The sequence below is a fragment of the Massilia sp. TWR1-2-2 genome, from assembly GCF_049897565.1.
In the GTDB taxonomy this organism is placed as follows: Bacteria; Pseudomonadota; Gammaproteobacteria; order Burkholderiales; family Burkholderiaceae_D; genus JAFCUW01.
This window is the reverse complement of the sequence record NZ_JAFCWM010000019.1, coordinates 32,642-56,139: the sequence shown is the minus strand read 5'-3', so window position 1 is coordinate 56,139 and position 23,498 is coordinate 32,642. Positions and strand designations below refer to the sequence as shown.

23 protein-coding genes and 2 pseudogenes are annotated in these 23,498 nt (G+C 59.4%); 22 read left to right on the top strand and 3 right to left on the bottom strand.

Going from position 1 to position 23,498, the window contains the following annotated elements:
• Positions 1 to 92 precede the first annotated feature (92 nt).
• From accD to ACP7DD_RS18115, 7 genes are all read left to right on the top strand, one after another.
• A complete protein-coding gene (gene accD / locus ACP7DD_RS18145) occupies positions 93 to 965 on the top strand; it encodes an acetyl-CoA carboxylase, carboxyltransferase subunit beta (RefSeq protein WP_426176203.1) in 873 nt (290 codons plus the stop codon).
• A 77-nt stretch (positions 966 to 1,042) separates the two neighbouring features.
• The gene (gene folC, locus ACP7DD_RS18140; protein ID WP_426176202.1) at positions 1,043 to 2,341 is read left to right on the top strand and encodes a bifunctional tetrahydrofolate synthase/dihydrofolate synthase; all 1,299 of its coding nucleotides are present in this window, start codon (positions 1,043 to 1,045) and stop codon (positions 2,339 to 2,341) included.
• A gap of 11 nt (positions 2,342 to 2,352) precedes the next feature.
• On the top strand, positions 2,353 to 3,288 hold the full coding sequence (locus ACP7DD_RS18135) for an SPOR domain-containing protein (RefSeq protein WP_426176201.1): 936 nt from the start codon (positions 2,353 to 2,355) through the stop codon (positions 3,286 to 3,288).
• A gap of 21 nt (positions 3,289 to 3,309) precedes the next feature.
• Complete coding sequence (locus ACP7DD_RS18130) at positions 3,310 to 3,798, top strand: CvpA family protein (protein ID WP_426176200.1); 489 nt, start codon at positions 3,310 to 3,312, stop codon at positions 3,796 to 3,798.
• Between the two features lie 41 nt (positions 3,799 to 3,839).
• Complete coding sequence (gene purF, locus ACP7DD_RS18125; RefSeq protein ID WP_426176199.1) at positions 3,840 to 5,360, top strand: amidophosphoribosyltransferase; 1,521 nt, start codon at positions 3,840 to 3,842, stop codon at positions 5,358 to 5,360.
• 9 nt (positions 5,361 to 5,369) lie between these two features.
• Positions 5,370 to 6,614 (top strand): cystathionine gamma-synthase family protein, encoded by a 1,245-nt coding sequence (locus ACP7DD_RS18120; RefSeq protein ID WP_426176198.1) that lies wholly within the window; start codon positions 5,370 to 5,372, stop codon positions 6,612 to 6,614.
• Positions 6,615 to 6,722: 108 nt separating this feature from the next.
• Positions 6,723 to 7,364 (top strand): tetratricopeptide repeat protein, encoded by a 642-nt coding sequence (locus tag ACP7DD_RS18115; protein ID WP_426176197.1) that lies wholly within the window; start codon positions 6,723 to 6,725, stop codon positions 7,362 to 7,364.
• A gap of 21 nt (positions 7,365 to 7,385) precedes the next feature.
• Here the strand turns inward: ACP7DD_RS18115 and lexA are convergent, their stop codons facing one another.
• On the bottom strand, positions 7,386 to 8,021 hold the full coding sequence (gene lexA / locus ACP7DD_RS18110) for a transcriptional repressor LexA (RefSeq protein WP_426176196.1): 636 nt from the start codon (positions 8,019 to 8,021) through the stop codon (positions 7,386 to 7,388).
• Between the two features lie 189 nt (positions 8,022 to 8,210).
• Here lexA and ACP7DD_RS18105 point away from each other — a divergent pair, with 189 nt between their 5' ends.
• From ACP7DD_RS18105 to ACP7DD_RS18070, 8 genes are all read left to right on the top strand, one after another.
• Positions 8,211 to 8,666 carry a DUF29 domain-containing protein gene (locus tag ACP7DD_RS18105; RefSeq protein WP_426176195.1) on the top strand — a complete coding sequence of 152 codons (456 nt, stop codon included), beginning with the start codon at positions 8,211 to 8,213 and terminating at the stop codon, positions 8,664 to 8,666.
• Positions 8,667 to 8,814: 148 nt separating this feature from the next.
• The gene (gene rpsF, locus ACP7DD_RS18100; protein ID WP_426176194.1) at positions 8,815 to 9,219 is read left to right on the top strand and encodes a 30S ribosomal protein S6; all 405 of its coding nucleotides are present in this window, start codon (positions 8,815 to 8,817) and stop codon (positions 9,217 to 9,219) included.
• A gap of 42 nt (positions 9,220 to 9,261) precedes the next feature.
• Positions 9,262 to 9,555: a primosomal replication protein N gene (priB, locus tag ACP7DD_RS18095; protein WP_426176193.1), complete on the top strand. Its 294-nt coding sequence runs from the start codon at positions 9,262 to 9,264 to the stop codon at positions 9,553 to 9,555.
• A 32-nt stretch (positions 9,556 to 9,587) separates the two neighbouring features.
• On the top strand, positions 9,588 to 9,878 hold the full coding sequence (rpsR, locus tag ACP7DD_RS18090) for a 30S ribosomal protein S18 (protein WP_008450941.1): 291 nt from the start codon (positions 9,588 to 9,590) through the stop codon (positions 9,876 to 9,878).
• A gap of 26 nt (positions 9,879 to 9,904) precedes the next feature.
• Positions 9,905 to 10,357 carry a 50S ribosomal protein L9 gene (gene rplI / locus ACP7DD_RS18085; RefSeq protein WP_426176192.1) on the top strand — a complete coding sequence of 151 codons (453 nt, stop codon included), beginning with the start codon at positions 9,905 to 9,907 and terminating at the stop codon, positions 10,355 to 10,357.
• Between the two features lie 163 nt (positions 10,358 to 10,520).
• A complete protein-coding gene (locus tag ACP7DD_RS18080; RefSeq protein ID WP_426176191.1) occupies positions 10,521 to 11,906 on the top strand; it encodes a replicative DNA helicase in 1,386 nt (461 codons plus the stop codon).
• A gap of 67 nt (positions 11,907 to 11,973) precedes the next feature.
• Positions 11,974 to 12,600 carry a DUF47 domain-containing protein gene (locus ACP7DD_RS18075; protein ID WP_426176190.1) on the top strand — a complete coding sequence of 209 codons (627 nt, stop codon included), beginning with the start codon at positions 11,974 to 11,976 and terminating at the stop codon, positions 12,598 to 12,600.
• A 14-nt stretch (positions 12,601 to 12,614) separates the two neighbouring features.
• Positions 12,615 to 13,625, top strand: coding sequence for an anion permease (locus ACP7DD_RS18070; protein ID WP_426176189.1), 1,011 nt, complete (start codon positions 12,615 to 12,617; stop codon positions 13,623 to 13,625).
• A 175-nt stretch (positions 13,626 to 13,800) separates the two neighbouring features.
• Here the strand turns inward: ACP7DD_RS18070 and ACP7DD_RS18065 are convergent, their stop codons facing one another.
• On the bottom strand, positions 13,801 to 14,592 hold the full coding sequence (locus ACP7DD_RS18065; RefSeq protein WP_426176188.1) for a glutaminyl-peptide cyclotransferase: 792 nt from the start codon (positions 14,590 to 14,592) through the stop codon (positions 13,801 to 13,803).
• Positions 14,593 to 14,757: 165 nt separating this feature from the next.
• Between ACP7DD_RS18065 and ACP7DD_RS18060 the strand changes: the two genes are divergently transcribed.
• The 6 genes from ACP7DD_RS18060 to ACP7DD_RS18035 all read left to right on the top strand — a co-directional run bounded on the left by ACP7DD_RS18060 (position 14,758) and on the right by ACP7DD_RS18035 (position 22,839).
• Positions 14,758 to 17,019, top strand: coding sequence for a type VI secretion system Vgr family protein (locus tag ACP7DD_RS18060; protein WP_426176187.1), 2,262 nt, complete (start codon positions 14,758 to 14,760; stop codon positions 17,017 to 17,019).
• Positions 17,020 to 17,067: 48 nt separating this feature from the next.
• The gene (locus ACP7DD_RS18055) at positions 17,068 to 18,216 is read left to right on the top strand and encodes a DUF2169 family type VI secretion system accessory protein (protein ID WP_426176186.1); all 1,149 of its coding nucleotides are present in this window, start codon (positions 17,068 to 17,070) and stop codon (positions 18,214 to 18,216) included.
• Positions 18,213 to 20,075, top strand: coding sequence for a hypothetical protein (locus tag ACP7DD_RS18050; protein ID WP_426176185.1), 1,863 nt, complete (start codon positions 18,213 to 18,215; stop codon positions 20,073 to 20,075). Before ACP7DD_RS18055 ends, ACP7DD_RS18050 begins: the two co-directional genes overlap by 4 nt.
• A gap of 8 nt (positions 20,076 to 20,083) precedes the next feature.
• Complete coding sequence (locus tag ACP7DD_RS18045) at positions 20,084 to 20,509, top strand: hypothetical protein (RefSeq protein ID WP_426176184.1); 426 nt, start codon at positions 20,084 to 20,086, stop codon at positions 20,507 to 20,509.
• Between the two features lie 242 nt (positions 20,510 to 20,751).
• Positions 20,752 to 22,137, top strand: a complete 1,386-nt coding sequence (locus tag ACP7DD_RS18040; protein ID WP_426176229.1) for an IS4 family transposase — start codon at positions 20,752 to 20,754, stop codon at positions 22,135 to 22,137.
• 276 nt (positions 22,138 to 22,413) lie between these two features.
• Positions 22,414 to 22,839, top strand: coding sequence for a hypothetical protein (locus ACP7DD_RS18035; RefSeq protein ID WP_426176182.1), 426 nt, complete (start codon positions 22,414 to 22,416; stop codon positions 22,837 to 22,839).
• 14 nt (positions 22,840 to 22,853) lie between these two features.
• Here the strand turns inward: ACP7DD_RS18035 and ACP7DD_RS18030 are convergent.
• Positions 22,854 to 23,066, bottom strand: a pseudogene (locus tag ACP7DD_RS18030) (IS3 family transposase); the annotation flags it as partial.
• Positions 23,067 to 23,204: 138 nt separating this feature from the next.
• Between ACP7DD_RS18030 and ACP7DD_RS18025 the strand changes: the two are divergent.
• A pseudogene (locus ACP7DD_RS18025) lies at positions 23,205 to 23,453 on the top strand (transposase); the annotation flags it as partial.
• Positions 23,454 to 23,498: the final 45 nt, after the last annotated feature.

The following is a 23,498-nucleotide window of genomic DNA, read 5'->3' as shown; positions in this document are numbered from 1 at the left end:
TTATTGTCAATTTCGGTGTGTTTAAGTTCGACAAGATGGTGTCTAGCGGCTAAACTACCGCCAACCCAAGAATCGCCGCAGAAGGAGAATATATGAGTTGGTTGGAAAAACTGCTGCCACCCCGGATCCAGCGCTCGGATGCCGCTTCCCGCAAGACCATGCCGGAAGGCCTTTGGGTCAAATGCCCGTCGTGTGAAGCGGTCCTGTACCGTACCGACCTCGAATCGAATTTGCATGTGTGCCCAAAATGCAGCCACCACATGCGCATCCGCGCCCGCCAACGCCTCGACAGCCTGCTCGACGAGGGCGGCCGCTACGAAATCGGCCAGGAAACATTGCCCGTTGATACGCTCAAGTTCAAGGACAGCAAGAAGTATCCGGATCGCCTGAAGGCGGCCATGGAAGCGACCGGCGAGACCGATGCGCTGATCGTGCAGGGCGGCTCCATCATGAGCCTGCCGGTGGTCGTGGCCTGCTTCGAATTCGAATTCATGGGCGGCTCGATGGGTTCTGTCGTTGGCGAGCGCTTTGTGCGCGGCGCCAAGGCAGCGCTCGAGCAAAAGGTTCCGTTCATCTGCATCACCGCCACCGGCGGCGCGCGCATGCAGGAAGGCTTGCTGTCGCTGATGCAAATGGCCAAGACGACGGCGATGCTGACCAAGCTGTCGGAAAAAAAACTGCCGTTCATTAGCGTGCTGACCGATCCGACGATGGGCGGCGTGTCCGCCTCGTTCGCCTTCATGGGCGACGTCGTCATCGCCGAGCCAAAAGCGCTGATCGGCTTTGCCGGCCCGCGCGTGATCGAAAACACCGTCCGCGAAAAGCTGCCGGAAGGCTTCCAGCGTGCCGAGTTCCTCGTCACCAAGGGCGCCGTCGACATGATCGTCGACCGGCGCAAGATGCGCGAGGAAATCGCCCGCCTGCTGGCCTTGCTGCAAGACCAGCCGGCCGAAGTCATCGCGTAATACGGCAGCCTAGTTGCATTGTTCCAGCTGCGTGCGCAAGCCTCTTGCGCACGCTTTTTCCACCCGAAGTCGATCCCATGCAAACGCTCCCCACCACCTTGCCCGCCTGGCTGACGCTGCTCGAGTCGCGCCATGCCGAAGCCCACATCAACATGGGTCTCGACCGCGTGCGCACGGTCAAGCAGGCAATGGGACTGAAGTTCGATTGCCCGGTCATCATGGTTGCCGGCACCAACGGCAAGGGCTCGACGTGCTCGATGCTCGAGTCGATTTTGCTGCGGGCCGGCTACAAGGTCGGCTTGTACATCAAGCCGCACTTTCTCGAATTTAACGAGCGCGCCCGTATCAAGGGCGACCTGGCCACCGACGCCGAGCTGATCGGCGCCTTCAACGACGTCGAAGCTGCCCGCGGCGACGTGCCGCTGACGTATTTCGAATTCACCACGCTGGCCATCATGCATCTGCTGGCCGGCGCCGGCCTCGACGTGGCGATCCTCGAAGTTGGCCTCGGTGGCCGGCTCGACGCCGTCAACGTCATCGACGCCGATGTGGCCATCGTCACCAGCGTCGACATCGACCACACCGATTTCCTCGGCACCACGCGCGAAGAAATCGGTTTCGAAAAAGCCGGCATCTTCCGGCCCGGCAAAGCGGCGATCTGCAGCGACCCGGTGCCGCCGGCGTCGCTGGTGGCGCATGCCGAAGCGATCGGCGCCGACCTGTGGCTGCTCGGGCGCGACTTCAATTATTCCGGCGACAAGCAGCAGTGGAACTTTGGCGGGCGCAGCCAGCGCCGCAACTCGCTGGCGTATCCGAGCCTGCGCGGCGCCAACCAGTTGCTCAACGCGTCGGCCGCGCTGGCCGCGCTGGAAGTGCTGCGCCTCGAATTGCCGGTCGGCGCCCAGGAAATTCGCACCGGCCTTGTGACGGTGGAGTTGCCGGGCCGCTTCCAGGTGCTGCCTGGGCGGCCGACCGTCATCCTCGACGTCGCCCACAATCCGCACGCGGCATCGGCGCTGGCGCTGAACCTGGGCAACATGGGTTTTCACCCGTACACGTACGCCGTATTTGGCGTGATGCAAGACAAGGACATCGCCGGCGTCGTCGCGCCGATGGCGCAGTATGTCGATCACTGGTGCGTCGCCGGACTGCCGTCGCCGCGCTCGGCCCACACCGGCGACCTGGCCGCCACCATTGCCGGCCTGGCCCCGGACGATGGCAAACCGGGCGAGCGCTCGATCACCGAATTTCCCGATCCGGCATCGGCTTTTGCGAATGCGATGAGCCGGGCTGGGGAGAATGATAGAATTGTGGTCTTTGGCTCGTTCTACACGGTAGCAGGCGTGATGGCAGCCCGAAAATCCTCCTCTCACTGAAAAAATACCGCATGGGCTTGTTCTCGTTCCTCAATAAAAACAAGCAAGACACCACTGCCGATGACAGTGGCTATTATTCCCGCGATGAAGATTCGGTCGCCACCCGCGCCCGCGCCAAGCGCGCTTCCAGCGCCGGTGAACCGGCCGCACCGCGGCGCGATCGCAAATCGCGCGGCGTCGACGATCCCGTACTGCCCGAAAAGAAGCGCGCCCGCCGCCGGCTGGTAGGCGCCATCGCGCTGGCGCTGGCCGTTGCCGTCGGCTTGCCGATGGTGCTCGACGCCGAGCCGAAACCGCTGGCCGGCGACATCGCGTTCCAGATTCCATCGCGCGACAAGGCGCCGCCGCTGCCCGTGCCGGCACTGCCTGGCGCTGCCACAGCCGCCGATTCGCTCGACAAGCGCGAAGAGTTCATCGATCCGCCGAAGCCGGAACCAAGCGGGATCAAGACGGTTGCCGTGGCTGAGCCGAAAGTCGAAGCGAAGCCGGCGCTTCCAAAGGCCGCGCCGAAGACGGAGCCCAAGGCCGACGTCAAGCCAGAGCCAAAGCCTGAGCCGAAAGCGGCCAAAGCCGAGCCGAAGCCGGTCGAGCCGAAGGTGGCTGAGCCGAAGCCGGCGAAGGTCGCCGTCAAGGAAGAAAAGCCGGCCGCCAAAACCGAAGACGCCGCCCGCGCGCTTGACATCCTTGAAGGCAAGCCGCCGGCAGCCGGCGGCGGCAAGTTCGTCGTCCAGGTGGCAGCGCTCGGCACGGCCGAGAAGGTGGCCGAATTGCAGGGCAAGCTGAAGGACGCCGGCATCCGCTCCTTCACCCATAAGGTAACGACCGCCGGCGGCGAGCGCATCCAGGTTAAAGTTGGTCCGTTCAGCAGGGAAGAGGCGGACCGCATGCGCGCCAGGCTCGACAAGGTCGGCATGTCCGGCAGCATTGTCAAGCCTGATGGAAAATAGACAAACCAGGGCATGCCGGGCGTGACCATTTTCGATTACTTGGTATTGTTCGTCCTGTTGGCCTCGGTCGTGATCAGCACCATGCGCGGCCTGGTCAAGGAAATCCTTTCGCTGGTCAGCTGGGTTGTCGCCTTCGTCGTGGCCAATATGTACGGCGCGACCCTGGCGCCGATGTTGCCGGTGATGATACCCGGCGAGGCCGTGCGGCTGATGGTCGCTTTCGTGGCGCTGTTTATCGGCGTACGCATTCTGATGGGCCTGCTGATGCTGGCCGTTGACGCGCTCATCAAGGCGAGCGGACTGGGCCTGGCCGACCGCGGCCTCGGCGGTCTGTTCGGCTTGGCGCGCGGCATTGTAATTGTGCTGTTCGGCGTCATATTGTGTGGCATGACGTCGATCCCGCAACAGGATTTCTGGCAAAACGCGCTGCTCTCGCCACTGGCGGAAACCGGCGCGCGCACCGTCAAACCTTTCTTGCCTGCTGCCTTGACGCAGCACGTGCGTTTTTGAACCAATTTTCAATATCGGCTGTTCAGTCTTAGGAGCACACCATGTGTGGCATCGTCGGCGTCGTCTCGCATAATCCCGTCAACCAGGTCCTGTACGACGCATTGCTGCTGCTGCAGCACCGCGGCCAGGATGCGGCGGGCATTGCAACCAATCACAGCAGCATGTTTTCGATGCACAAGGCCAATGGCCTCGTGCGCGACGTTTTCCGCACCCGCAACATGCGTTCACTGCAGGGCAATTCCGGCATCGGCCATTGCCGCTATCCGACCGCCGGCTCGTCCAGCGAAGAGGAAGCGCAGCCGTTCTACGTCAATGCGCCGTTCGGCATCACGCTGGCGCACAACGGCAACCTGACCAATCAGGACGAACTGAAACAAGCGCTGTTCAAGAATGATCGCCGCCACATCAATACCGATTCGGATTCGGAAGTATTGCTTAACGTGCTGGCCCACGAAATCCAGGAATCGACCACCGGCTATTCGCTCGATCCGGACTCCATTTTCAAGGCCGTCGCCATGGTGCACAAGCGGGTGCGCGGCGCCTACGCGGTGGTGGCGCAGATTGCCGGCCACGGCCTGCTGGCGTTTCGCGATCCGTTCGGCATCCGTCCGCTGTGCATCGGCGTCAACGAGACCGACGAGGGCAATGAATACCTCGTCGCCAGCGAGTCGGTCGCCCTGGAAGGCATCGGCTTTCGCTTCCTGCGCGATATCGCGCCGGGCGAGGCAGTGTTCATCGACAATGACGGCAAGTTGCACCAGCGTCAGTGCGCCGAGAACCCGTCGCTCAACCCGTGCGCATTTGAATTCGTCTACCTGGCGCGCCCGGACTCGATCCTCGACGGCGCCTCGGTGTACGCCACGCGCCTGAAGATGGGCGAGTACCTGGCCGAGAAAATCCGCAAGGAATTTGCAAGCGGCGAGATCGACGTCGTCATGCCGATTCCCGATTCGTCGCGCCCGGCCGCAATCCAGCTCGCGCTCAAGCTCGGCATCGAATACCGCGAAGGCTTCATCAAGAACCGCTACATCGGCCGCACCTTCCTGATGCCCGGCCAGGCGATCCGCAGCAAGTCGGTGCGCCAGAAGCTAAACGCCATCGGCTCCGAATTCAAGGGCAAGAACGTGCTGCTGGTCGACGATTCGATCGTGCGCGGCACCACCAGCCGCGAAATCGTCCAGATGGCGCGCGAAGCGGGCGCCCGCAACGTCTACTTCGCCTCGGCCGCGCCGCCGGTACTGTTTCCGAACGTGTACGGCATCGACATGCCGACTCGCGGCGAGCTGATCGCTTACGGGCGCAGCAACGAAGAAATCTGCCGCGAGATCACCGCCGACAAGCTGGTGTACCAGGACGTCGACGCGCTCAAGCGCTCGATCTGCGACGTCAACCCGGCGCTGCAGAACTTCGAGGCCTCCTGTTTCGACGGCATCTACGTCACCGGCGACGTTACCCAGGACTACCTCGATCGCCTCGAGTTCGCGCGCCACAATCCGAAGAAGGAGCCGGCCGAGGACGCCGCCCGCACGCAGCTCAACCTGACCTTGGCAACGGCGGAATAGGGCGGCATCGTGAGCGACAAGAAACAGTTCGGCTTCACCACCACCATCTTGCACAACGACCGGCAAAAGCCGATCGAGCATGGTTCGCTGCACAAGCCGGTGCATACCTCGGTCGCGTTCGGCTACACCGATGCGCGCCAGCTGGCGTCTGTGTTCCAGGGCAAGGAGCCGGGTTTCCGCTACGGCCGCCAGGGCAACCCGACGGTCGCGGCGCTGGAAGACAAGCTTACCCGCATGGAAGACGGCGTGGCGACCTTGTGCTTTGCCACCGGCATGGGCGCGATCGGCGCGGTGTTCCAGGGTCTGCTGCGCGCCGGCGACCATGTGGTTTCGTCCGCCTTCTTGTTCGGTAACACCAACAGCCTGTGGCAGACGGTTGCCGGGCAGGGCGTCGACGTCGCGTTTGTCGACGCCACCGATGTTGCCAATGTTGCCGCGGCGTTGACGCCGGCAACGCGCATTGTGTTCGTCGAAACGATCGCCAATCCGCGCACCCAGGTCGCCGACCTGGTGCGCATTGGCCAGCTGTGCCGCGAGCGCGGCATCCTGTTCGTTGTCGACAACACGATGACGACGCCTTACCTGTTCCGGCCGAAGTCGGTCGGCGCCGGCCTGGTCGTCAACGCGCTGACCAAGTCGATCGGCGGCCACGGCATTGCGCTCGGCGGCAGCCTGACCGACACTGGCGCTTACGACTGGACAAACTATCCGCACATCGCCGCCAACTACAAGCGCAATCCGCCGGCGCAGTGGGGCATGGCGCAACTTCGCGCCAAGGGCTTGCGCGACTTCGGCGCATCGCTCGGACCGGAAGCGGCGCACCACATCGCGGTGGGCGCCGAAACGCTGGCGCTGCGCATGGAACGCAGCTGCGCCAATGCGCTGGCGCTGGCACGCATGCTCGAGGCTGATCCGCGCGTGGCGGCCGTGCATTATCCGGGGCTGGCGTCGCATCCCCAGCATGCGATTACGAGCGAACTGTTCCGCTCTGCCGGCTCGCTGTTCAGCTTCGAGCTGAACGATGGCATCGACTGCTTCGACTACCTGAACCGCCTGCGGATCGGGATCCCCGCGAGCAACCTGGGTGACACGCGCACCCTGGTCATTCCGGTGGCCCACACGATCTTTTACGAAATGGGCGCCGAGCGCCGCGCCAGCATGGGCATCGCCGAGTCGCTGATCCGCGTGTCGGTCGGCATCGAGGACACGGCCGACCTGCTGGCCGACTTCCAGGGTGCGCTGGAGCCTGTTTAATTCTTGCTGCGATAAAAATGAAAAAAAATCGTCTTCTGGCTCGCTCTTGCTTTCTTCACTGTTGCCCATGCCGATGAACTGGCCGATGCCAACGCCTTGTTCGAGAAGATGGCATTCCCACAAGCATTGCAGCTTTACACCAAGCTGGCCAACGCCGGCAACGCCGAGGCGCAATTGCATCTCGGCGAAATGTACTGGTACGGCGAAGCCGGAGCGATCGACCTGGTGAAGGCCGATGCGTGGTTCAAGAAGTCGTCGGCGAAGGGCAACAAGACTGCCGCAGCCTCGCTGGAAGTGATGAAGAAGCGCGAACTGCGCCGCGCAGATATTGATTACTGGGTGTCGAAGTACGATGGCGCCGACCTCAAGGCGGGCAAGTTCCGGTGCCCCGCGCCGCGCATACCGGCAATATCGAAGGCGAACGACGAGATCAACAGCGTTGCGGCGGCGATGACCACCTGGCAGGATTGCAACAATGGCTTTGTGGCAAACCTGAATGCCAGCGCGCCGCTGACGACGCGCATTCCGGAAGATATTTCAAAGCTGCTCAACAAGCAGGAACTCGAGGCCGCCACGGCCTACCTCGGCGAAGTCCATACGCGCATGGGCGCCGATGCCAGCATCAGCGCCAAGCTGGTGCTGGCCGATTATGACGCCTGGCGCGCCGCCACCGATAAGTTTGTCAAAGAGCACAACGAACTGGTCAAGAGCATGCCCGCTGTCACACCCAAGCGCAAGTACGACAACTAGGCGCTGGCTAGTTAACCCGGCTCAGTGCCAGGAGCGCATCAGCCCGACGGCGAGGCCTTCAAGCGTGAAATCGTCCACCGCCGGATCGACCTTGATGACCTTGAAGTCCGGATTTTCCGGGAACAGCTCGATCAGCGATCCGGTTTTCTTGTAGCGCTTGACGGTGACGTCGTCGCCAATCCGCGCGACCACGATCTGCCCATTCTTGGCGGTGTCGACTTTTTTCACAGCCAGCAGGTCGCCATCCATGATGCCGGCGTCGCGCATCGACAGGCCGCGCACCTTCAGCAGGTAATCCGGCTTCGACGCGAACATGGCAGGGTCGACGCTGTAGGTCGCCTCGACATGTTCCAGCGCCAGGATCGGCGAACCGGCGGCGACGCGTCCAACCAGCGGCAGCGCCATCATCAAGGTCGGCGGCGGCATCGGGCTCGCCTCGACGGCCGGACCGATCAGGCGGATGCCGCGCGACGTGCCGGGTGAAATCTCGATGGCGCCCTTGCGCGCCAGTGCCTGCAAATGCTCCTCGGCGGCGTTGGCCGACTTGAAACCCAGTTCGGCGGCGATTTCGGCGCGCGTCGGCGGAAAGCCGGTGTTTTCGATTGCTTCCCGGATCAGGTTCAGGATCTCTTCTTGCCGTGCGGTGAGCTTGATCATTGGCGTTGCCCGAGGGCTGGTTATATAAACAGACTGTATTTTTGTACAGTATTTCGCTCAATGCAAGTGAAAGTTCACAAAAACGGGGTCAGACCCGGTTTTTGGTCGATTTCACGCATCAAAAGGCGGCTGCGTGACGCTGGACTGCGGTTTCTTTGGGTGCTAATGTGGAATTGGAAGGAGGCAGCCATGTTGGAACTCGAGTCGAAGAAGAAGGCGTGCGCGGAATATGATCAGGATCTTGTGCTCTGGTATGGGCGCCAGATTGAGCTGTTGCGGAAAGGGCATTTACACTTGCTCGACGTCGAAAATCTGATCGAGGAACTGCGAGCGGCCATGAGCAAGGAACGCAGGGAGTTAGCGAGTCGCCTCAAAGTCTTGCTCATGCACCTGTTGAAGTGTCAGTTCCAGCACCATCGGATTGGTGGAAGCTGGTTGGCAACTTTAACTGAGCAGCGCGATGCAATCGAGGCGCTGCTCAAGGATAGCCCGAGCCTGCGTCCCTCCGTGATGCAGGATGTGGCAGAGGCTTTTCCGGTCGCGGTTCGTCGGGCGGCGCACGAAACAGGGTTGTCCGTATCAGCTTTCCCCACGGTCAATCCGTATTCGCAGAATCAGTTGTTCGACTTCGACTTCGTCCCCTGAAGATCGGAAAGCCACGTTCCGCCTCCGCGGGCGGCGGTGATGCTTGCCTGCCCGCCCCATTCCGCGCTATAATTGCCGGCTTTCCCTTCCCACACTCGTCTTGACGCCGAGGTGGGCTTTTGTTTTAAACGTCCCTAAGGAGTTATGCATGCGTCATTATGAAATCGTTTTTATCGTCCACCCGGACCAAAGCGAGCAAGTCCCGGCGATGATCGAACGTTACAAAGCCAGCGTCACTGCACGCGGCGGTAACATTCATCGCGTCGAAGACTGGGGCCGTCGTCAGATGGCTTACTCGATCCAGAAGCTGCCTAAAGCGCACTACATCTGCATCAACATCGAATGCGACAACGAGACCCTCGTGGAACTCGAAACCGCGTTCAAATTCAATGATGCCGTGCTGCGTCACCTCACCGTTAAGATGAAGAAGGCTGAAATCACGCCGTCGCCGATGATGAAGTCGGTACAACGTGAAGACGCAGCCAAGAGCCACCGCTCGGAAGCGCCAGCTCCTGCAGCCGCTCCAGCAGCACCAGCCCCAGCAGCTGCCTAATTTTTGGCAAGAGACCCTCAGCTGGCGAAGTGAATCACACCAGTGAATCAACTTCAGTTTGTAGCCCATATTTCGGAGCGCGACGTTTTGCGTTATACCCCGGCCGGCGTGCCGATCGTGTCCGCCACCCTGACGCATAGTTCGCAGCAGGTGGAAGCAGGGGTAAGCAGGTTGACCGAGTTTGACATCACCGCGTTCGCCGCGGGCGAGATTTCAGGCAGGTTCTCCCGGGCCGAGTTAGGCGCAGCACACCAGTTCACCGGTTTTCTGGCCAAAAAGAGTCGCAGTAGCAAAGCGTTGGTGTTTCACATCATTGATTTTAGTGCCGCCGCCTAAGCGGAGCACATTTTTAGATACAGGAGCCTCAAATGGCATTCGGTAAAAAGTTCGACAAGAACAAGCTCAAGCTCAAAGAAAAACGCAAACAACAGAACCCACTGTTCAAGCGCAAGAAATTCTGCCGCTTCACCGCAGCAAACGTCGAGCAGGTCGACTACAAAGACGTCGACACCCTGAAAGACTTCGTCCAGGAAAACGGCAAGATCATGCCAGCACGCCTGACCGGTACCAAGGCGCACTACCAGCGCCAGGTTGACACCGCCATCAAGCGCGCCCGCTACCTCGCGCTGCTGCCTTACACCGACCTGCACCACGCTTAAGCGTTGCAGAGAACCTGGAGAAAAATATGCAAGTTATTCTGTTAGATAAAGTCGTCAACGTCGGCAACCTCGGCGACGTCGTCAAAGTCAAAGACGGTTACGCACGTAACTTCCTGATCCCGCAACGCATGGCTCGCCGCGCAACGACTTCGGCAATCGCCGAGTTCGAAGTCAAGCGCGCTGAGCTGGAAAAAGCTGCTGCAGCCAAGCTGGCCGCATCGCAAGCCCAAGGCGAGAAGCTGAGCGGCATGACCATCTCGATTGCGCAAAAAGCGGGCGTCGATGGCCGTCTGTTCGGTTCGGTGACCAACTTCGACATCGCTGAAGCGCTGACGAAGCAAGGTTTCGCTGTCGAGAAAGCACAAGTTCGCCTGCCGAACGGTCCGCTGAAGACGACTGGCGACCACGCTGTTGCAGTCGCACTGCACACCGACGTCGTCGTCGACATCACCATCGCTGTCGTCGGCGAAGCTGCTTAAATATCGCGCTTGTCGCGCAGGCCATGGGCCCGCGAGATGACGCCATAATGCCGGGTTATCCGGTCAAGAAGCCGGGTACATCCCGGCTTTTTTACGTCCGTACCAAAGCGATTTCTCGCCGATTATTGCGGCCTGTCCATCCGGAGCGGGTATAATTCGCGCCATGAACGCCCCTTCCGATCCGCAAGTCGACGCCATCCGCATTCCGCCGCATTCCATCGAAGCAGAGCAGTCCGTTATCGGCGGCCTGCTGCGCGATAATGCTGCGTGGGACCGTATCGCCGACTTCATGCACGCCGACGATTTTTACCGCTACGATCACCGCATCATCTTCGAGCAACTCGTCAAGCTGATCAATGCCGCGCGCCCGGCCGACGTCATCACAGTCTACGAGGCGCTCACCAACATGGGCAAGGCCGACGACGTCGGTGGCCTGCAGTACCTCAACGCGATGGCGCAGAACACGCCGTCGGCGGCCAACATCCGCCGCTACGCCGAGATCGTGCGCGACCGCGGCATCCTGCGCAAGCTGATCACCGTGGCCGACGAGATTTCAGGCAACGCGTTCAATCCGCAAGGCAAGGAAGTCAAGCAGATGCTCGACGAAGCGGAGTCGAAGATTTTTGCGATTGCCGAAGAAGGTTCGCGCGGCGCCCAGGGCTGGGTCGCGGTGCAGCCGCTGCTGACCCAGGTGGTCGAGCGCATCGACGAGCTCTACAGCCGCGACAACCAGAGCGAGATCACCGGCGTGCCGACCGGCTTCATCGACCTCGACCGCATGACCTCCGGCCTGCAGCCGGGCGACCTGGTGATCGTCGCCGGGCGTCCGTCGATGGGCAAGACGGCGTTCTCGATCAACATCGGCGAGAACGTCGCCATCGACTCCGGCCTGCCGGTGGCCGTGTTCTCGATGGAGATGGGGGGCACCCAGCTGGCGATGCGTATGCTCGGCTCGGTCGGCCAGCTCGACCAGCATCGCCTGCGCACCGGCAAGCTCAATGACGAAGACTGGCCGCGCCTGACGCACGCCATCCAGAAGATGAACGATGCCCAGCTCTACATCGACGAGACGCCGGCGCTCAACTCGATCGAGCTGCGCGCCCGCTCGCGCCGCCTGTCGCGCCAGTGCGGCAAGCTCGGCCTGATCATCGTCGACTACCTGCAGCTGATGACCGGCAACCAGCCCGGCGACAACCGGGCATCCGAGATTTCCGAAATCTCGCGCGGCCTGAAAGGTCTCGCCAAGGAACTGCACTGCCCGGTGATCGCACTGTCGCAGCTGAACCGCTCGCTCGAGCAGCGTCCGAACAAGCGGCCGATCATGTCCGACTTGCGCGAATCGGGCGCTATCGAGCAGGATGCCGACGTCATCATCTTCCTGTACCGCGACGAAGTGTACAACCCGGATTCGCCCGACAAGGGCACCGCCGAAATCATTATCGGCAAACAGCGTAACGGTCCGATCGGCGCGGTGCGCCTGACCTGGATCGGGCAATACACCAAGTTCGGCAATTACAGCGGCGGCCTGGCGCTCTACCAGGGCGACTAAAACCAAGAGGTGACGCTGCGACGTGCGGCGTGCCCGAGCAATCTCAGTACGACTAACGGAGAATACAATGTTTGGACGTTTGATGCCCACCGAGGGCAAATTTTTTGACTTGTTTAATCAGCACGCCGCGTTGTGCGTGAAGGGCGCCCACGAGATGGTCGGCCTCATGACCAACTTCGACGACCTGGAAAACCGCACGCACGCGATCGAAGGCATCGAGAAGCAGGCCGACAAGATCACCTACGCCACGGTGGACATGCTGCACAAGACGTTCATCACGCCGATCGACCGCGACGACATCCACAAGCTGATCACCCGCATGGATGACATTCTCGATTTGATGGAAGACGCGGCCCAGACTGTGTCGCTGTACGACCTGAAGGCGGTCACGCCGGAAGCGAAGCGCCTGGCCGAGCTGTGCCTGGCCTGCTGCCAGAAGGTGCAGCAAGCTGTTGGCCTGCTGCACAATATGGACAACTCGCACAAGATCGTCGCCATCTGCGAAGAGATCGACCGCCTCGAATCGGACGCCGACCACGTGATGCGCGCTGCCATGTCCAAGCTGTTCCGCGACGAGCCGGACGTGCGCAACCTGATCAAGCTGAAAGCCATTTACGAGATCCTGGAAACCGTCACCGACCGCTGCGAAGATGTTGCCAACATCATCGAAGGCATCATCGTCGAAAACGCGTAAGCGGAAGCCACTACATGCAAACTCTTCAAATGAGCATATGGGTGCTGGTGTTGCTGGTTGGACTTGCGCTGGTTTTTGACTTCATGAACGGCTTCCATGATGCCGCCAATGCGATCGCGACGGTGGTATCGACGGGCGTGCTGAAACCGCAGACCGCGGTGGCGATGGCGGCGGTTTTCAACTTTATCGCCATCTTCGTCGTTGGCCTGAAGGTGGCGGCAACGGTGGGCAAGGGCACGATCGACCCCGCCGTGGTTGATCAGTACGTCATTTTTGGCGCGCTGGTGGGCGCCATCATCTGGAATTTGATCACCTGGTACTACGGCATCCCGTCGTCGTCGTCGCACGCACTGATCGGCGGCCTGGTTGGTGCCGCGGTGGCAAAGTCGGGCACCGGCGCGCTGATCGGCAGCGGCCTGCTCAAGACCGTGCTGTTCATCGTCATTTCGCCGCTGGTGGGCTTTCTGCTAGGCTCGATCATCATGGTGATCGTGTCGTGGCTGTTTGTACGCTCGACGCCGCGCAAGGTCGACACGTGGTTCCGCCGCATGCAGATGGCGTCGGCAGCTGCCTACAGCCTCGGTCACGGCGGCAACGACGCGCAAAAGACCATCGGCATCATCTGGATGCTGTTGATCGTTGCCGGCGTCTCTACCAAGGCTGACGCTGCGCCGCCGATGTGGGTCATCATCTCGTGCTACACGGCGATTAGCTTCGGCACCTTGTTCGGCGGCTGGCGCATCGTCAAGACGATGGGCCAGAAGATCACCAAGCTCAAGCCTGTTGGTGGTTTCTGCGCCGAGACCGGCGGCGCCATCACGCTGTTCGCCGCGACCGCGATGGGCGTGCCGGTATCGACCACCCACACGATCACCGGCGCCATCGTCGGCGTCGGCTCGGCCCAGAAGATGTCGGCTGTGCGCTGGGGCGTTGCGGGCAACATCGTGTGGGCATGGATCTTCACGATTCCCGCATCGGCCTTCATGGCTGCGATCGCCTGGTGGATCGGCACCCACGTGCTGTAGTCAGGTACTGGTCAGCAAAAAAGGGGGAAAGGCTCAAGCAGCCTTTCCCCCTTTTTACGTTCAGGCTGACGGAAAGAGCGGACTCCGATCCTTCCGTTACCTGATGAACCGTCTTTCCCGCGAAGGCGGGAATCTATGCTGAGGCCGCATCAAGGAAACGAACGCCGTGAACTGTTCAGCGCTTCCGCTCCACCAGCTCAATCTCGAACAGCTTCGGCCAATGCTTCCCGGTGACAAACAACCGCCGCCGGCTGGCATCCCACGCGATGCCATTGAGCACATCATCAGGCCCAGCTTTCCACGTCGGATCCTGCAAGCCCGTCAAGTCGATCCAGCCAACCACGTTGCCCGACACCGGATCGATGCGCGCGATCACGTTCGTTCCCCAGACATTGGCAAACAGCTGCCCGTCGACCCATTCCAGCTCATTCAGGTTCGGCACCGGCTTGCCGCCGGCGCTGACCTGGATGCGCTTCGTTTCGTTCAACGTTTTCGGATCGAGCAAGCGGATCGCCGGGGTGCCGTCACTCATGAACAGTTGCGTGCCGTTGCTGGCCAGTCCCCACCCTTCGCCCTCGTAGGAAAACTTGCGTTTGAGCTTGAGCGTCTTCGCATCGTGCACGAAGCCGACCTTTGACTGCCAGGTCAGGCTGACGATGTCATTGCCTACCGGAGCGATGCCTTCGCCGAAAAACTCTGGCGCCAGGTCGAGCTTTTGCAGCACGCGGCCGGTCTCGAGTTGAACCCGGCGGATCGACGACTGGCCCTTCATGCCGGTACTTTCAAACAGCGCGCCGTCCTTGATGAACAGCCCCTGGGTGAACGCCTGCGTATCGTGCGGATAGGCGTGCTTGACCATGAAGGTGTAGACCGGGATTGCCGCCTGCGCGCTGCTCAGGGCGAGCACGGGTAACGCGAGGGCGCCAAGTACGAACCGGATGAATGCAGCTTGCTTAGTCTTCTTCAATTCGCGCCTTTGGTGATTGGTGATTGCTGCAAGACTCTACCTTAATTTTGCGCCAGCGTCGCTACCCGGGGTGACGCCGATTCACGGCAGCATTTATTGCGTTACCTCAATTTGTCTAGGCGCAAGAATTCCATACTGACCAGCTTCTGCGAATGGAAGAGACTTATGGACAAATTCAGGATGGGTGCCGAAGCGTTCGCCGCATTGCTCAGCGATCCCCAGGGCAAGCGATTGCTGCGCATGGAATTCCCCCGCCAGGACGGTCCCAGAGCGACCATGCTGGCCAATACCCTCGACGCAGTTGAAGAATTATCACGGGATTTCACCTACACGGTCGAAGTGCTGTCGAACAACGCCACCATTTCGCTTAAAGCAGTCATCGGCAAAATGGTAACCGTTTCACTGGTTCGTGACGACGGCAGCCTGCGTTATTTCAATGGCTATGTTTTCGAGTTCCGATTCGTCAGGACGGATGGCGGATTCGCGTTTTACCACATGGTCCTCAAACCCTGGCTCGCGTTCCTCCGGCTACGGCAGGATAACGCCGTCTTCCAGGACGCATCCATTGTCGACCTGTGCGACAAGACGTTTCAGCACTACCTGCAGCGGGACGTCAAGTATCGCCTTCCGGGGGAGCAACAACGCTTGACGCTCGCTGTTCAATACAACGAAACGGACCACAACCATCTGCATCGAAGGCTCGAGGATAGCGGGGTGTTTTATTGGTACGAACATCGCCAGGATGGACACACGCTGTGGCTGAGCGACGATAGCACCCGAGCAGATCCAATCGATGGCGATGAACCGGAAATGATATTTCAGAGTGCTGCGGGTTCTCTGGAAGATGACGGCGTTCATCAGTGGAGCGCCATGCGGCGCATCGCCGCGGGCAGAGTCACCCTCGGCAGTTTCGACTTCAAGAATATTCACCGCGAGTCCTCCATCTTTTTTCCAACGGTGCAAAAGCACGGCGGCGACTACGATCTGGAAATCTTCGAAAACACGGGCGCCTACGGTTTCAACCATGCTTCAAGCAATCGCCTGGCCTGCCTGCGCGCGGAGGAGATCGAAGCGCGCGACCTGGACTTCGCCGCTCAAAGTAACGATCGCGCGGCACAGCCCGGCCGCTGGTTCAAGCTTGCAGGGCATTTCAGCGGTGGCTCGCGCATGCGCCAGCAAGGCGCGGCAACGCAGCCGGATGACAGGTCTGATCGGCCGTATTTGGTGCTGCGCGTTCACCATCGCGCTCGCAACAATTACCAGGACGGCCGCGACGCGTTATCGAGTTACGAAAACGACTTTCGCTGCATGCGCAAGACCATTCCGTGGCGGCCATCCCGGGGCTGGAACAGCCAGCCGACCAGGATTTTCGGGGTACAGACTGCAACGGTAGTCGGGCCGCCTGGAGAAGAAATCCACACCGACGAGTTCGGTCGGGTTCGCCTGCAGTTCCATTGGGACCGCAACGGTACCTTCAATGCGGCCAGTTCCCCCTGGGTGCGCGTCGTCTCGAGCTGGGCCGGCACCAATTTCGGCCAGATCAGCGTGCCCCGGATCGAGCAGGAAGTGGTTGTGCAATTCCTCGATGGGAACTGCGACCGGCCGTTGATCATCGGCAGCGTCTACAACTCACGCAACATGCCGCCGTGGGACCTTCCGGATTGCAAGACGCAGAGCGGCATCCTCACGCGTTCCACGGTGGGCGGCGGACCGGCTACCGCGAATGCGCTTCGCTTCGAGGATAAAAAGGGCGCTGAGGAAGTCTGGCTGCACGCCGAGAAGAACCAGCGCATCGAGGTCGAGCACGACGAATCTCACTCGGTCGGCAACGACAGAAAGAAGACTGTGGAGCATGACGAATCCGTCGAGGTGAAGCATGACCGGACCGAAACAGTGGGGCACGACGAACGCATTTCAATCGGCGCGAATCGGACCGAATCGGTCGGTGCAAACGAAGCAATCACTGTCGGTGGTAACCGAACCGAAAGAGTCGGCAAGAACGATGCCGTGCGCATCGACGGCAATAGAAATGAAACCGTGCTGATGGCAAAGAGCGAAAGCGTCGGTTTGGCCAAGGCGCTTTCTATCGGCGCCCTTTACCAGACAACTGTCGGCGGCGCGATGAACACCAGTGTGGTGATGTCGAGCTCCGAGCAGGTTGGCCAATACAAATCGGTACAAGTTGGCAGCAAGTATGGGCTCGACGCGAAAGAGCAAATCACGCTGTCAGTCGGTAGCTCGCGGATAAGCATAACGCCTGACGCGATCTATATCGAGGCCAATAACGTCCACATCAAAGGTCACCAGAACATTCACGCTGACGCGCCGGCGGATATTTACCTCAACACCGGCACAGCCAGCGAGGCGCCAACCATCAGCTTTCCAGCGGATTCCGAAGTCGCCGATGACGGAACCGAATTGGGCTAAGCGCCAAGTGTTTGTCGGCGTCGAAGTGACTCGTCAAGGCGGGAGAGAATGGCGAATATCGAAAACCACACGGGCGTCCCTCATTTCTGGTTTGAGCAGACCGGTCCGGAGGGCGAGCGGCTAGACGTGTTGGTGGTCCGTGCCACCTTCGATTTCGCTGCCGGCGGCGAATTGATGACCTTGGCGCGCGAGCAGCACCCGGTCGTGCTGGGAGACACTTTCTCGGGTCCGGTGGCGACGGATCCTCTTCGTGCTGTAGTCAAAGAGGACGGCGACTTGCTGCCGTACAAGCCAGGGACAGACATCCTGGTGACCGGTCACGCTAACGCACCAGAGGGGCGAGCGCATATAAATTGGGTCGCTGGCATTCGGGTGGGAAAAGTACAAAAAATTCTCCGCTTGCACGGTCCGCGGCAATTTCGTAAGCAGTTTTTTGGATGGCGGTTGGGACTGACTGAACCCACGACCCATGTTGCACTCGACTACCGCTTAGCCTTCGGTGGGTGTATCGATATTCCGGCAGCGCTTACCTCGGACGGCGAGCAGGACACTGTTAAACATTCCGGTAACCCTGCTGGCTGTGGATGGCTGCCCAAACCGGCCGCATACGGCAAGCTCGACAAGGCAGCCCGAAAGCATGTCGCCAAATGGGTGCGTGACCAAAAGGTAATCGCCGCGCCACAAATCGAAGATGCGCTAGAACCGGTAGTGCACCCCTGTCAGACCGCGGCGACAGATGGTCTCGGGCCGATCGCGAGGTGGTGGACACCACGGCAGGCCTTGCAAGGCACCTATGACGAGAAGTGGCGCAACGATCGTTACCCGATGGTGCCGGAGGATTTCGACTCGCGTTTCTACCAGAGTGCGCACCCTGATCTCGTGGCCGTTCCCCATTTGACGGGCGACGAAAGCGTGACTCTGTCGGGCCTTCTGCCGCAGAAGCGGGACATGCGCCTGCCGGGTTGGCGCCTGGTCGCGGTGGTCACGCGGGCGAGCGGCGACAGCATGGTCAGTCTTCCGGTGCTGGACACCGTTCGATTCGACCTGGACCGATGCCAGGCATCGCTTGTCTGGCGTGCGCATTACGCGGAGGCTGGCGACCCCGTCATCGAACTCATGGTGGCGGCTACTACTGCCGCGATCGAATGCGACCAATCGTTATCGATCGAGCTCTCGGCGCCTGGGGAGAATACGTGAGCGGCGGAAATGATGGTGTTAGCAAGCTGAAGCTATCCAATCCCAGTGGCTCGGATGCGAATGGCAGCCTTGCCTTTGAACCATATGCAGTTGAGGATCAGATTGCGCGTTCAAAGCAACTTGCGGAATACGAGAAGCGGATCCAGCACCTTGAACAAAACATCGCCAAACTCAAGAAGCATCTTGCAGAGGGCGAGAAAAAGGAACCGCAACCTAAGTCGGGACGCCAAGGAAAAGCGCGACATATCGCTCACGCTGAAGGGTGGCAAGCCGTTTGCACCGCCCCTGATTTTTGCAAGGTCGGCAAAGATGTAGTTGCGTTTAACAGCTTTGCGACACTTGATCAGAAGCGTTCAGCCTCACCCAATGTAAAGGCACGCGGCACAGCGATTTATCGCCAAGGCGACGTTCTGCAAAATGTGCAGGCGGACGCTGGCAAGCACGTTGTGTCCGGAACTTCCCTCGGTAGCGGCCACGTCAAGATCTTGGACGGCCATGCCAACGTCAAAGTCAACGGTGTTCCTGTCGCGCGGCATGACAGTCGGTGCTTGATCAATTGCGACGCGTCCGGAGTTGGCGGCGCACAGGGAAAGCTAGTCACTGAACAGAAGGGAGCGGGTGCGGCTCGCCCTCGGGTGGATGCAACGCTTCCCCCAGGGCAGCGCACTAGCGCAAAACTGGAGGCACTCAAGAAAGTGCGGGAGGCAGTCGCGGCAGAGATGCTTAACTTTGATGCGCTCGACGAGTACGTTAATTTTGAGCACTTGCACAAGGTGCTCGACGGGCTGATTCAGAGGATCAGTGCCGAGCCGGGCACTGGCGCTGATCTGGACGCTCAAGTTCGGCGAGGGTTAATCGGCTTTGCGAAGGATGCTGCGCTAGGTATAGGAGAATTAGCATACGAAGGTATACAAGCTGTCCCGAAGTTCATCCGACTCACGCGAACGCAAAGTGGACGGCTGCATGCCGAGCTCGACGCACAGATCCTCGCGGAAAACGTTAGGCTCGATAACATCACGGCTAGCTCCGTAGGCCAAAGTGCGATCAACATAGGTAAGGCGATCGTGGCGCCTGTGACAGATCCTTGGAAGAAGGGGCAGCACGTAGAATCTGTTACTCGCGGCGCCGCAGAAGTATTCTCGTTAACGCTGGGCTGGCTGAAGGGGCGCAAGGCATCAAGCGCGGTCCACGGTGCAAAATCTACCGCGTTGACGAGTGCGTCAAGCGCAACATCTGCTGCGCCTGCCGCTGCAAGCGCACCAAAAGTCGCGGGTCGAGGCCTTGGACATGTGGGCGCCGGTGTTCACATCAAGCGAGTCCGAAAGCCCGCCTTTAGCGGAAACTGGGACAATTACCGGACCCATGGACTCGCCAGTGACCCGATGAAATCGGCAGAAGGACGGAGAATGGTCCTGGAATTTAGAAAGCAGGGATTGGATCAATCGGAAGCAATACGGGCAACTAGCAAGCTCATGGAGACAGGTACTTCTTTACCCCAAGCGAATCCGTTCGAAGTTGGGGACAAACTTTACAAGGTTGTTTCGGAGGGCGCTACCGTTGGCCCACATAGCGAATATTGGATGACTCAAGACCAATTTTCTAGCTTTAAGGGATTGAAATATGATGAAATAGCTGATCGACTTGGACTGCCCTTAGCATCGCAGCAACGGACAAGATATCAAGTGGTGGAAATCACTGCGTGGCGTTCTGGAACGACCTTCACGTCCGTGGTTGCGCCGACATCTGAAATTGGTGCAAATGGCGCATTCTGGTCGCAAAGCGGTAAAGGGATTCAAACGTTGGTAACTGACCGAAGTAAATTCACTCCTCCGAAACTAACCCTCATTAAGCTTCCTTAGGGCATATCATGTATTTAAAATTAGTGAAATATGACGGATGGCACTTTTCCGAGGTTGATCCTGTTCGACTTAAAAGACAGGCCATGAGACTTAAGGAGCAGATTGAATCGAAAATAAAAATTGATAATGATCCATATGGCTTCTATGCTCGTACAATGCCGCTTGTCGAGGCGGCGATTCGGGGTGAAATATCGGTGTCGGTAAATGGCAGGAAAAATCGGTACATCAGCGGAAATTTCAATCACGATGAAAGCGAGGGTACATTACCACCACAGTACGACAGGGGATTCACGCGCGCTCTGGCGGGGTTTGATGTTACTGTCCAGGGGCTTTCGCTTGGGGAGACCGAAGATATTGTTATAAACGGCGAGGTCTACGGTAGACTGGAATTTGAAGAGGAAGGGGATTGGCCAGATAGAGTAAAGCACCCTTGAGTACAGCCAGCCGATGTCGGTACGTCAATGCATCTCGCTAATCCCGTTGAAATCGGTGACAAGTTCTTTAAGGTCGTGCCGGCACATGGAACGGTAGTCCCGAATAGTGCCTTCTGGGCCACCGAAAAGGACTTGGCAGGTCTGAAGGGCTTAAGGTCATATCGTTATACACAACTCTGAACGGATCAGCCTGGGCTTGAAAAATCTGTTTACATTCAAGCACTTGCGAAGGCACTTGTAAACTGGGCTGGTTTCAGGTTTACTCTCGCCTTTTAGGTGATGCTTTGGCAACAGGATCGAGCCGCTGGACAGAGCAAGAATTCGCGGGTCTCGACTTGGGAGACGGTCGCCTCGACAAGAGAGCGAAGATACTTATGGAGCGACTTTCGGCCAACCCGACGGCCAGCATCCCGATGGCGTGCGAGAGCTGGAGTGAAACGTGCGCAGCTTACCGTTTCCTCGCCAATCCGGATGTCGAGTGGCAGGACATTATGGCGCCGCACTGGGAGCAGACTCAGAAACGAATGAGCGCGTACCCGATCGTGCTGTGTTTGCAGGACACGACCGAGCTCGATTTCAATGGCCAGGAGGCGGCCGGCCTCGGTCCGTTGAACTACGAGGCGCGCCGCGGCATGTATGTGCACCCGACCTACGCGGTCACGCCAGATCGCGAGCCGTTGGGCGTGCTCGACGCGTGGATGTGGGCGCGCGAAGAGCGCGACAAAGATGGCGTGCGGCACGGGCAGAAGGAAAGCACGCGCTGGATCGAAGGCTATGAACGCGTGGCGGAAATGGCGGCCGAGATGCCGGCGACGCGGCTGGTGTACATCGCCGACCGCGAAGCCGATCTCCTGGCCATGATGGCACGCGCGCAGGTACTGGGCACACCGGCCGATTGGTTGGTGCGCGCCAAGCACAATCGCTGTCTGCCCGATGGCGACGGCGAGAAACTGTGGGCATACACGACCGCAGGCACCGCGCTGGGCGAGATCACCTTCACCATGCCGGGCCGAGACGATCAGAAGTCACGCAAGGTGCGCCAGCAGCTCTGGGCACGCGAAGTGAGCATATCGAACGGCAAGGCCGGGACGGTATCGGCCACCTGTATCGTGGCGCGCGAAATCGGCGTGCCGAAGGGGGTCAAGCCAGTCGAATGGCGCCTGTTGACGAATCGGGTGGCGCCGACACTGGAAGACGCCATCGAATTGATCGACTGGTATCGCGCGCGCTGGGAAATCGAGATTTACTTCAACGTCCTCAAGAACGGTTGCAAGGTCGAAGCGCTCCAACTGTCGGCCATCGATCGCATCGAGCGGGCGCTAGCGCTGTTCATGATCGTAGCCTGGCGGGTGGCCTATCTGATGCGCATGGGCCGGACTTGTCCGGATCTGGATGCCGCTTTGTTCTTCGACCCCGACAAAATTCGGGGCGCATATCTGCTCTCGAAAAAGCCTCAGCCAACGGCGCCGCCCCGTCTTAATGAGGTGTTGCGATTGATCGCCCAACTTGGCGGCTTCCTTGCTCGCAAGAGCGATGGGGAGCCCGGCGTCAAGACGATCTGGCAGGGATTGCAGCGTGTGATGGACGTGGCCACTGCTCTACAGTCTATGCGCGAGGGGCATGGCTGAGTTGTGTATAACGATATGGCTTAAGGTACGATCAGATTGCGGATCGCCTCGGAATTCCGCTAGTCTCGCAGCAAGGGGTGAAGTTTGAGGTAGTGGAAATTACAGCGTTGCGCCCTGATATGACGTTTACTTCGATTATTGCTCCTACAACGGAGCTCGGCGCAAATGGCACAGTTTGGTCACAATCGGGGAAGGGTATACAGACTCTGCTAATAGACCGAAGTATCTTTACATCCCCCAAACTTACCGCGATGACGTTTCCTTAGGAATCGTAAAATGTATAAGAAACTTGTTAGGTACGACAAATGGAACTTCGCAGAGGTAGATCCTGTTGCCCTACGCCGTACGGCAGCTAAATTGCGTGACGAAATTGTTCGAAAGGTTAGCGAGACTGCGGATATTTATTCCTTCTATTCAGTTACATTACCAGTTTTGGACGCGGCCATCCGAGGCGACATAGTCAATTCCCTGGACTTAGATGAATTACATTTTGTGAGTGGAAATTATTACCATGATAAACAAGAGGGCACTTTGCCGCCTGAGTACGACGCCGAGTTTCAGTCGGCTGTATCGGAATTCACGGTCACGGCTGAAGCCTTGTCCCTAGAGGAAACCGAGGACGTCATCATCGATGGCGTAACGTATGGATGGTTGGAGTTTGAGGAGGAGGGTGACTGGCCAGATAACGTAAAATACTGCTGACGTCAAAAGCTATTCCCGGTATCCATGCCCGCCAAGCCCATCTCGCGCATGAAGCGCTGGACCCGCTTGCGGTTCACCACATGGCCGCAGGCTCGCAGGAACACCACCATGCGCCGGCTACCTTAGAACGGCCTGCTGGTGTATTCCTCATCGAACTTCGTGAGCAGATAGAGCAAAAGGTGCCACCCGCAAACGATCAATATGGCTTTCGCAAAGTAACGCTGCCAATCATTGATGCTGCCGTCCGAAGGGAAAAATTAGAATCATTGGACCTAGGGAAGCACTGATTTATTCTTCCGGAACCCGTTCCGGTCGCTGGCAAGACCTGCGACAATAATGGCATCGCGACCACCGTCCAGTTGATCATGCAGAAGAGTTTTTCCGACCTCGAATACGCCGCCAAAAAGAAGTTGACGCGGCGCGACCGCTTCCTCGCGAAGATCGACAGTGTGACGCCTTGGTCGAAATTGCATGAACTGATCGAGCCGCACTATCCGAAGGTAGAAGGCGCTGGCCGCCCGCCGATCGGTCTGGCGCGCATGCTGCGCATGTACGTGGCCCAGCAGTGCTTTGGCCTGTCTGATGAAGGCATCGAAGACGCGATCTACGTAAGCGGGATTTAAACCGCACCGGCAGCCATGCGGCCGCCGTCGCGCAGC

Excerpts from the sequence above, each read along its gene's own strand:
- accD (WP_426176203.1), top strand. The coding sequence starts at position 93 with ATGAGTTGGTTGGAAAAACTGCTGCCACCCCGGATCCAGCGCTCGGAT.
- folC (WP_426176202.1), top strand. The coding sequence starts at position 1,043 with ATGCAAACGCTCCCCACCACCTTGCCCGCCTGGCTGACGCTGCTCGAG.
- ACP7DD_RS18135 (WP_426176201.1), top strand. The coding sequence starts at position 2,353 with ATGGGCTTGTTCTCGTTCCTCAATAAAAACAAGCAAGACACCACTGCC.
- purF (WP_426176199.1), top strand. The coding sequence starts at position 3,840 with ATGTGTGGCATCGTCGGCGTCGTCTCGCATAATCCCGTCAACCAGGTC.
- ACP7DD_RS18115 (WP_426176197.1), top strand. The coding sequence starts at position 6,723 with ATGGCATTCCCACAAGCATTGCAGCTTTACACCAAGCTGGCCAACGCC.
- lexA (WP_426176196.1), bottom strand. The coding sequence starts at position 8,021 with ATGATCAAGCTCACCGCACGGCAAGAAGAGATCCTGAACCTGATCCGG.
- ACP7DD_RS18105 (WP_426176195.1), top strand. The coding sequence starts at position 8,211 with ATGTTGGAACTCGAGTCGAAGAAGAAGGCGTGCGCGGAATATGATCAG.
- rpsF (WP_426176194.1), top strand. The coding sequence starts at position 8,815 with ATGCGTCATTATGAAATCGTTTTTATCGTCCACCCGGACCAAAGCGAG.
- rpsR (WP_008450941.1), top strand. The coding sequence starts at position 9,588 with ATGGCATTCGGTAAAAAGTTCGACAAGAACAAGCTCAAGCTCAAAGAA.
- rplI (WP_426176192.1), top strand. The coding sequence starts at position 9,905 with ATGCAAGTTATTCTGTTAGATAAAGTCGTCAACGTCGGCAACCTCGGC.
- ACP7DD_RS18080 (WP_426176191.1), top strand. The coding sequence starts at position 10,521 with ATGAACGCCCCTTCCGATCCGCAAGTCGACGCCATCCGCATTCCGCCG.
- ACP7DD_RS18075 (WP_426176190.1), top strand. The coding sequence starts at position 11,974 with ATGTTTGGACGTTTGATGCCCACCGAGGGCAAATTTTTTGACTTGTTT.
- ACP7DD_RS18070 (WP_426176189.1), top strand. The coding sequence starts at position 12,615 with ATGCAAACTCTTCAAATGAGCATATGGGTGCTGGTGTTGCTGGTTGGA.
- ACP7DD_RS18060 (WP_426176187.1), top strand. The coding sequence starts at position 14,758 with ATGGACAAATTCAGGATGGGTGCCGAAGCGTTCGCCGCATTGCTCAGC.
- ACP7DD_RS18055 (WP_426176186.1), top strand. The coding sequence starts at position 17,068 with ATGGCGAATATCGAAAACCACACGGGCGTCCCTCATTTCTGGTTTGAG.
- ACP7DD_RS18045 (WP_426176184.1), top strand. The coding sequence starts at position 20,084 with ATGTATTTAAAATTAGTGAAATATGACGGATGGCACTTTTCCGAGGTT.
- ACP7DD_RS18035 (WP_426176182.1), top strand. The coding sequence starts at position 22,414 with ATGTATAAGAAACTTGTTAGGTACGACAAATGGAACTTCGCAGAGGTA.